This window comes from Subsaximicrobium wynnwilliamsii (assembly GCF_007997225.1).
Lineage (GTDB): Bacteria > Bacteroidota > Bacteroidia > Flavobacteriales > Flavobacteriaceae > Psychroserpens > Psychroserpens wynnwilliamsii.
In genome coordinates, this window is sequence record NZ_VORM01000046.1 from 1 (window position 1) to 8,836 (window position 8,836).

The window sequence follows — 8,836 nt, forward strand, 5'->3', positions numbered from 1 at the left end:
AGCCAGCGGAATAAAAACTACTGGCAACACCGTGTATAATTAATGGCTGGTTCTCGCCTACTTACGAAAATCCTCGCGGATTTTCTATTCAGTTTTTATTTACTAAATTCCGTGCTTAGAACACGCCGCTAATCATACACAAAACCGTTGTAACAAGCTAAAAACCGAACTGAATTGAACAGAATTTTACAGCCAAAAATAATCACAATAATACTTTTCAGTCTTTTATCATTCGTGATTTTGACTTTATATGTTTGGCACTTTTCTTTTACTTGGGAATTTGTATTTGGCGTAGTTTTCTATATTATATTTTTATTAGCTATTTTGTTAATTGGAATTCTAATTTCTATGAAAATTGATAGCAAAAAGAAATCAAAACTTAAATATTATTTTATCATTTCATTTATTCAACTTTTAATTATTTGGTTACTATCTATTCCAGTTAGTAATTGGCAAATTAAATATTCTAAAGAAAACGGAATGAACATAGTTGAGTTAGTGGAAAAATATAAAATAAGTTATGGAACTTATCCAAAATCACTTTCTGAAATAGAACAAAAAACGAACTCGAATATTCCAAAATGGACAGCTTTAGGAACAAAATACAATTATGAATTTTTTGATAATGGAAATTTCAGCGTTGGATTCAAATCATATTATGGATATGATTTATATTATGATAAGCGGAATAAAAAATGGACATCTTATGATTAAAAAGCCAGTTTACAACACCGTGTATAAGCCATTGCTGGGCCTGTCCTACTCTGGAAAATTCTCGGGAATTTTCCAGCGGAGTTTTGTGCTTTTAAAGGCTCGTGCTTTAACACGCAACGGCTCATACACATCAACGTTGGCGGTCAGTTAAAAAAACAAATACCTCATATGAACAAAGTGAAATATTTTCGAGAATCTAAAAATATAACTCAAAGTGAACTTGCTGAACAATCTAGATTATCATTAAGAACAATACAAAGAATAGAATCGGGAATTGAACCAAAAGGGCATACTTTAAAAATGCTTGCAAAAGTGTTTGATGTTGAGTGTTTTGAATTATTTGAAATCCCCGAAAGTTGTTCCAATGAAACTGATGTAATCAAAAGTATTAAAACACTTAATACTTCAATTCTTACATTTTTAATAATTCCTTACGGAAACATTGTATTCCCTCTTATTATTTATTTTAAAAATAAGAAAAAGGAATTTCGAAAAGTTGCATCAGATATTATCAGCCTGCAGATTTTATGGACTTTAATCACGTCTGTTCTATTGATTTTAAGCCCATTTATCCAAGATAAATTTGGATTTGATTCGCCTTTAATTTTATGGATTGGCTTATTATGTTTCATCGTCAATCTTACTGTGAATTTTCTAAATGCAAATTCACTTAATAAAGTAGGTAAACTAAAAATTTCTTCCCCAATATCATTTTTTTAGTTCAATATCGCAACTGTCATAAAATTGGCGGTAACCTGACGTTTGAGTTTTAGAGTGTTTATACGTCATTTGCAAAAAAAACCAATGAAAATTTTAAAAAAATCACTTATTGTCATTGCGTCTTTGATATTAGTGTCATCAGTTGCAGGATATCTTTATTTTGACAAAAAATTCACACCGAAATCAAACAATTTGAACGTTTCAGGCGAAAGTAGTACAATCCCTATTTATTGGAAGGAATCAAGTTCAACGAAAATTTCAGCATTATTATTGAAAATCAAAATAAAGGGAATTGAAGATGGTTTTTATATGCAATTTGACACTGGTTCGCCAAATACTATCTTTTATAAAAGCTCGTTAGACTCAATTCAAAAATTATACGGTATAGCGGATTTCAATGAAGACTCTACAAAAACAAAATTAAGTTTTAGTCTGGGTAAAATGGATATTAAGTCTGATGATTTTTTAGTTTATAATGTTCAAAAAAATTGGTCACATAAAGATTCAATTAAAATAGTTGGAACGTTAGGGACTGATGTAATGGAATTCAGAACAACAAAATTTGATTTCAAAAATAGCAAAATATCTTTTGACAATACAAAATTGAAGGAATCAAATAGTGATTTCAAATTTCAAAAAAGACGGATTTTGATACCAGTAACCGTTTCCAATAAAAAAGTTAATGTGATATATGATTCAGGCACTAGCGGTTTTGAATATATTACAAGCAAAGACATATGGGAAAAAATGAAAACTGAAAATAAAGATATTAATTTGACAGAAAGTAATTCTATGGGTAGGGTTTTGAAAACTTACACGATCGGATCAAACAGCGCAATTAATTTTCAAAATGAATTCGTAAATCTTAAAGAAGTAACTTATATTGAAGGATATTCTTCATTTCAATACTTGATGATGAAATTTACAGGAATGGGTGGTATGTTAGGAAATAAGCTTTTGATTGATAAAATAGTGACTTTTGATTGTAAAAATGAAAAATATTCAATTGAGTAAAAAAACCGAACCGCCAACAATGTATATAAAAAATAGGCGAAACAGTATTAAAACCAAGGTATCTAGCTTGTATTAAACTTTGTGATTAACCGAAAGTTTTGTACTTCGAAACCGCCTACTTTTCATATACTAATCGTTGGCAATAATTATGAAAAAAATTCTGACTATATTAATTTGCTTTAGCTTCAATTTTATAATTGGACAAGGAATCGAAATAATTAAAATAAACAAATATCAATGCGCAATTTTCTCAAAACAATATAAATTACCCAATTCTGAATTACCAGTTGAAAAAAGATTTACACCAAATGTTGAGGAAATTAAATTGTTTGAAAATCAACTTTATTCTGAATTTAAGGAGTTTAATAAAAACAATCCTAATCAAATAAAAAGTAAAAGCAGATTATATTTAAGAACTTAAAAAAATATCGACGTCAGTATTTGGGAATAATTAACGAGAATGGTAATAAGATTATTTTTATAAATTTTTTATGGAAAAAATATAATATTTTGGATGCTAAAAGTGGAAAAAAGGAAACAGACAATTCTTGGAAAAAAGAATGGAAGTTTATTTTCGATATTGGTCACGAAAACTGGTACGCGAAATATAACTTAAATGAAAAGGAAATAATAATCGATTTCTAATTGGACATTTGAAAAAATAACTATTGCCAACAGTGTGTATAAGCAATGGCTTGTTCTCGCCTACTTGGAAAATCCTGCGGATTTTCCAATGGTAAGTACCTGTTTGCCATAGTCCGTGTCGAACCACGCCACTGCTCATACACTAAACGTTGGCATTAATATAAAAAAAGATAATATGAAGAAAATTTTAGTCTATTTATTATTTGTAACTCTTCCTTTATTGAGTTACTCACAATCAGAACCAAATTTGATTTTAGATGAGAAAAACGGATTTAAAGACTTGAAAATTGGAGATAACTATTCAAAATGGAGTAGTGATTTAACATTAACGAATACTGACAACGGAATTAAATATTATGACTTTATTGGTAGTTGTTGTAAAAAACTCTTTAGTTCCGATTTAGAAAAAATAGGATTAGGATTTAAAAATAATATTCTAGATGTTATATTCTTGACTACACCAACTGAAAGAGATTATTCCGAAAGTTGGACATCCTCTGAATACAGATATCTGAAAGGCAGTTTTGGAGAAGTATTAGAGGAAAAAGCATATGAAAGTGCACCTGACGACAATTCAGGCGATATTAATAGTATTTGGCTTGGAAATAAAATTCAATTAATTCTGACTTTTGAATATATGGGATTAAAAGACTTTGACGGAAAATATATTAAGACTTCAAGATGTAAAGTATTAATATCTAAACGACCTGATTTGAAAAGCGGGTTTTAAAATACTAATGCCAACAACGTATAAAAATAATGCGTAGTTTAGTGCTTAATCAAGGGTTAGTGCTCTTTTGTTACGTCTAATTTTCCTTCGGAAAATCCTCGCATACAAAACCGCACTATTCTTATACAATCACATTGTAAAATATAGCAGAATTCACTCAGATCCATAAAATCCAGAATCTGTAAACTGTCTGGTCTGAACTATTTCAGAAAACCAACTGTTGCGGAATTTTAAGCAAGTTTGCGGAATTTAAAATCGGATTTTATTTCAAAAACAGTCTATTAACAAAGGATTTTCTAAAACAAGCTTGCAAAATAAATAACGGAACCTTTGCAGTTTGCGGAATTTCTCAAGATGCGGAATTTAGCCAGATGCGGAATTATGCACGATGCGGAATTTGAGCAGTTCGCGGATTTGCTTACTCGAGCGCACAACCTAAATGAGTATTTTATCTAAAGTCTGAAATTCACGAAACTACATTTTACAACATCGCGTATAATTAATTGCTAGGCCTGTTCTACTTCCGAAAAGCCTCGCGGATTCTCTAGTTCGTTTTTATTTGCTAAATTAGCGCTTGAGACGCGCAACTAATCATACTCAAGAGCGTTGTGCTTCATGCCATAAAAATCGAGAACCAACCAAAAGAATTGAATGGAAAAAGAAGATATATATAAACAATTACAAACTTGGACAAATAATATTCCGCTTATAATTCTTGGAAGTGGAGCTTCTGTCCCTTTTAGACTTCCTTCAATGTGGGCATTAGGAGAACACATAAAAACAACAATTAAGTTTGCTGATTCTAATGACCAGATACAATTCGAAGAATTTATAGTAGAATTTGATAAAACTGGAGATTTAGAATCAACACTTACAAATCTTCAACTAAGACCAAATGTACTTGCCGAAATTGTAAATAAAACTTGGCAATTAGTCAGCACTGCAGATTTAGAAGCTTACGAACATTTTATTAAAAAAGATGTTGATTTCCCTTTAGCAAATCTTCTAAAATATTTTTTAAATACAGCAGGTAAAAAAGTTTCGATAATTACCACAAACTACGATAGATTAGCTGAATATGCTTCAAGTTTAGCGAAAGCCATTATTTGTAATGGCTATTCGCAAAATCTTATAGGGCATTTTTCCAACAGCATACAATCAAACAATTTAGCTTCATTAAAAGGATATACGGGACAGGTAAACATTTGGAAGGTTCATGGTTCGTTGGATTGGTTTAAATCAAAAGATGATGTCAATATTCAATTACCAAATAGACAAAATATTCCCGAGGATTATAGTCCTTTAATAGTTACGCCTGGTTTAAGCAAATATTCAGAAACACATAATGAACCCTACCGAACAATATTCACACAAGCTGACTCAGAAATTGAACAAGCTAATGGTTTTCTGTGCATTGGCTATGGATTCAATGATATTCATGTACAACCAAAACTAATTACACAAATCAAAAACAAAAAGCCAATTATTGTAATAACGAAAGAACTTACTTCAAAAACAAAACAATCAATTATCGACAATAAATGTCATAACTATATGCTTATTGAAGAAGCAAATTCAAAAGACACAAGAATTTTTTCCTCTAAATTTGGAGAGGTTATAATTGAAGACACTTGCTATTGGGAATTGGGCGAATACTTAAAATTAATAATATCTTAAAACAACATTATGGCAATATTTACATTTGAAGAATCAGCAACAATCGGCACTGTTTTTAGTGTTGATACTGCCACAATTATTGTTAAAGTTGACGAATTAGACAAACTTCGTAAACTTCAAGTAAATCATTTAATTGCAGTAAAAAGCTCAAAAGCAGGACAACATTTAATTGGTATAATAAACCGAATTACAAGAAAAGTTTCGGATGATGAGAATCCCGTAACTGAAGATTTAGGAATATCTAACTTCTTACTAACAGAGAACATTATAAAAGTAAATTTAATTGGAACTTTAATTGACAAACACGGAGAAAAAGAGAATGTATTTAAACGGACTTTAGATACTGTGCCAGAGATTGAAGCAAATTGTTTCCCTATTGACGGAGAAAACATTACCAAGTTTATGCGTACCATATCTTCGCAAGAAAATTATGCTGTGCCACTTTCTTTGGGTAAATACTCAATTGATGAAAATGCAGAAGCTTTTTTAGATGGAGACAAGCTTTTTCAAAGGCATGCGGTAATTGTTGGTAGTACTGGTTCAGGAAAATCTTGGTGTGTTGCAAAATTAGTTGAGCAAATTGCAAAACTGCCAATGGCTAATTCAATATTATTTGACATTCATGGAGAATATAGTGGAGAAGGATTTAAAGCAGAAGGAATACAACATCTAAAAATTGCAAACCCTTCAGATTTAGGAAAGAAGGGGAATCTTGAAAACAATGTTCTAATGCTTCCATACTGGCTTCTGACTTATGAAGAGATGTTAGCAATGCTATTAGATAGAAGCGACAGCAATGCTCCTAATCAAGCAATGATTTTTTCTAAAACAGTTTTTAACGAAAAAATTAAGTTTTTAGAAAGTATTGGAGATACTACATTTAAAGACAGTATAACAATTGACAGTCCAATTCCCTATAAAATGGAAAATGTCTTAGACGAAATAATTCGTTTGGATAATGAAATGGTTGAAGGTGCAAGAGCTGGCACAGAAAAACAAGGCCCTTTTAATGGGAAAATGACAAGATTTATTCAGCGTTTAGAAGCAAAATGTCAAGACAAAAGACTTGGTTTTATGTTTCAAATTTCAGATGATGAACTCGAAATTGATTGGATGAATAAATTATGTAATTCATTAATGCATGGTTCCAGTAATAATGACAAAAAAGCTGGAGTAAAGATTATTGACTTTTCAGAGGTTCCTTCTGACGTTCTGCCATTAGTTATTGGATTAGTTGCAAGAATAGTTTTTACAGTTCAACAATGGACTACAAATGAAAAAAGACACCCAATTTGCTTATTATGTGATGAAGCACATTTATACATCCCCGAAAGAACAAGTCAAGATTCCGCTTCGGAATTAGGACTAAAGAATTTTGAAAGAATTGCCAAAGAAGGGAGGAAATATGGAGTTAGCTTAATTGTTATTAGCCAACGTCCAGCAGAAGTAAACAGAACTGTCCTCAGTCAATGTAATAATTTTATTTCATTAAGATTATCAAATGCAGAAGACCAAGCTGTAATTAAAAGACTTCTTCCAGATAATCTTTCCGGCTTAACTGATGTTCTGCCAATCCTCGATATTGGAGAAGCTTTAATTGTTGGAGATTCTTCGCTTTTACCTACAAGAGTGATAATAGATGAACCTACAATTAAACCTCAAAGTGCAACAATTAAGTTTTGGGAAGAATGGAGTAATGATAAGGCTGAACAAGATATTTCAAGTGCAGTAATTGGCTTAAGAAAACAATCGAAATAAAGCACGAAAGCACAACAATGTATATAAAAAATAGGCGAAATAATAATAAATTCAAGGCTTTTGGCTCGTATCAAATTTTGTGCCCACCCGAAAGTTTTGTGCTTCGAAATCGCCTACTTTTCATATACTAACCGTTGTAGCCAATTTAAAGAATGAGAAAACTACTAAGCATATTCATACTCTTAACGATATCATTTTCATCCTTTGCACAAGAAGTTGAATTAGGAACGATTTTCACTATTGAATTTAGTAATCCAGAAAGAAATATGGATTTTAAAATAGTAGCAAAAAATCCTTACAACAAATTAATTGAGACCAATCTAAATATGGACTCAATATTCCCAAAGAGGCCGAAAGAAAATCAAATAGTTGGTGTATTTGCAAATGGAAAGTTTGGAACAAAAGTAAGTCCTATCCTTCTTTTGGTAAGTGGAATGGAAGACTATCTTGATTATTATTTAAGAATTAAAATTCCATCAAAAAACAAGTTTCAAAAGACTTCATCTATTTCCCTTTTTAAGGGAGTAAAGTCGATTGAACATTGGCCATATCAGATTGAAAAAATCGCGTTTAAAAAGTTTAAAATATTACCCAAACAAAATATAGAAATATTCCAGTTTAAAGAAAAAATAGATTCCACTTGTATTAAGAACTCTGCCAAAACTATTGAATTTGGAGAAAAAGAGTTTAAAGCCCATCTTAAACTGGCTATTTCAGAATTCCATAATAATAAGAACTTTGAACTTGGAAAAATGACGGAATATGAAAACTCTATTAATTCAGAAGATGTCTCACTCGGACACTTTTGGACGCTTGGAGAAGGTATTTATCCAAATGAAAAAGGATTCAAATTTGGTAACCCGAAAAGCTACAGAAGAATTGAATGTCCATATTTTGAAGGAAAATCAAGTTATTTCTACACAAAAGAGAATAAAAATATTAAAGTTGTTTCATTTAATTGGGAAACGTTTAAAGAATCGAACTTTGGGATTAATCCAGAAATAAAAAACGATGTCAATGAAAAATTCAATGAAAAATTTGAATACATTTTAAAAACAGTTAATAGTCTTTTAGGAAATCCGATTGAAAATATTACAGAAGAAAGTGGTCAAATAAAAATCAGGTGGAAAAATCAAAAAGGAATAAATGCTTACTTGTTTAATTTTGGCAATTACAATGAGATTAGACTATATGTTTACAAAGAATAAAAAAACTGGCTACAACATCGCGTATAATTAATTGCTTGGGACAATGCTTTTTTGGAATAATATCGAAGTCATGGAGTTCCGATTTTATTTGCTAAATTTACTGCTTGAGACGCGCAACTAATCATACTCAAGAGCGTCAGACTGTCTAATAACTTGTTCATACTTTTCAAGAAAGACCCAAGGTCATTTTTTAGCTTTTTTGTATCTTAATAGTATGAAATACATATCTGGCAAAGACAGAAAACAGACCTGCCTCTTCCCCGTTTCCCTGGAAGATTCCATTGACCAATTTAACAGTGTGAGAGCCATTGACCAATTTGTAGAACAGCTTGATCTGGAAAAACTTGGTTTTCGAAGAGACTTCATTGAA

The 8,836-nt window shown here is 30.9% G+C and carries 8 protein-coding genes; all 8 read left to right on the forward strand.

Annotated elements, in window-relative coordinates:
- Positions 1 to 174: 174 nt before the first annotated feature.
- Complete coding sequence (locus ESY88_RS19790; protein WP_147088437.1) at positions 175 to 714, forward strand: hypothetical protein; 540 nt, start codon at positions 175 to 177, stop codon at positions 712 to 714.
- Positions 715 to 882: 168 nt separating this feature from the next.
- On the forward strand, positions 883 to 1,434 hold the full coding sequence (locus ESY88_RS19795; RefSeq protein WP_147088438.1) for a helix-turn-helix domain-containing protein: 552 nt from the start codon (positions 883 to 885) through the stop codon (positions 1,432 to 1,434).
- Positions 1,435 to 1,518: 84 nt separating this feature from the next.
- On the forward strand, positions 1,519 to 2,448 hold the full coding sequence (locus ESY88_RS19800) for a hypothetical protein (RefSeq protein ID WP_147088439.1): 930 nt from the start codon (positions 1,519 to 1,521) through the stop codon (positions 2,446 to 2,448).
- A 148-nt stretch (positions 2,449 to 2,596) separates the two neighbouring features.
- Positions 2,597 to 2,869, forward strand: coding sequence for a hypothetical protein (locus ESY88_RS19805; RefSeq protein WP_147088440.1), 273 nt, complete (start codon positions 2,597 to 2,599; stop codon positions 2,867 to 2,869).
- Positions 2,870 to 3,268: 399 nt separating this feature from the next.
- Positions 3,269 to 3,823: a hypothetical protein gene (locus ESY88_RS19810; protein WP_147088441.1), complete on the forward strand. Its 555-nt coding sequence runs from the start codon at positions 3,269 to 3,271 to the stop codon at positions 3,821 to 3,823.
- A 651-nt stretch (positions 3,824 to 4,474) separates the two neighbouring features.
- Positions 4,475 to 5,500, forward strand: a complete 1,026-nt coding sequence (locus tag ESY88_RS19815; protein ID WP_147088442.1) for an SIR2 family protein — start codon at positions 4,475 to 4,477, stop codon at positions 5,498 to 5,500.
- A gap of 9 nt (positions 5,501 to 5,509) precedes the next feature.
- Complete coding sequence (locus ESY88_RS19820; protein ID WP_147088443.1) at positions 5,510 to 7,258, forward strand: ATP-binding protein; 1,749 nt, start codon at positions 5,510 to 5,512, stop codon at positions 7,256 to 7,258.
- A gap of 152 nt (positions 7,259 to 7,410) precedes the next feature.
- Complete coding sequence (locus ESY88_RS19825; RefSeq protein ID WP_147088444.1) at positions 7,411 to 8,466, forward strand: hypothetical protein; 1,056 nt, start codon at positions 7,411 to 7,413, stop codon at positions 8,464 to 8,466.
- Positions 8,467 to 8,836 lie beyond the last annotated feature (370 nt).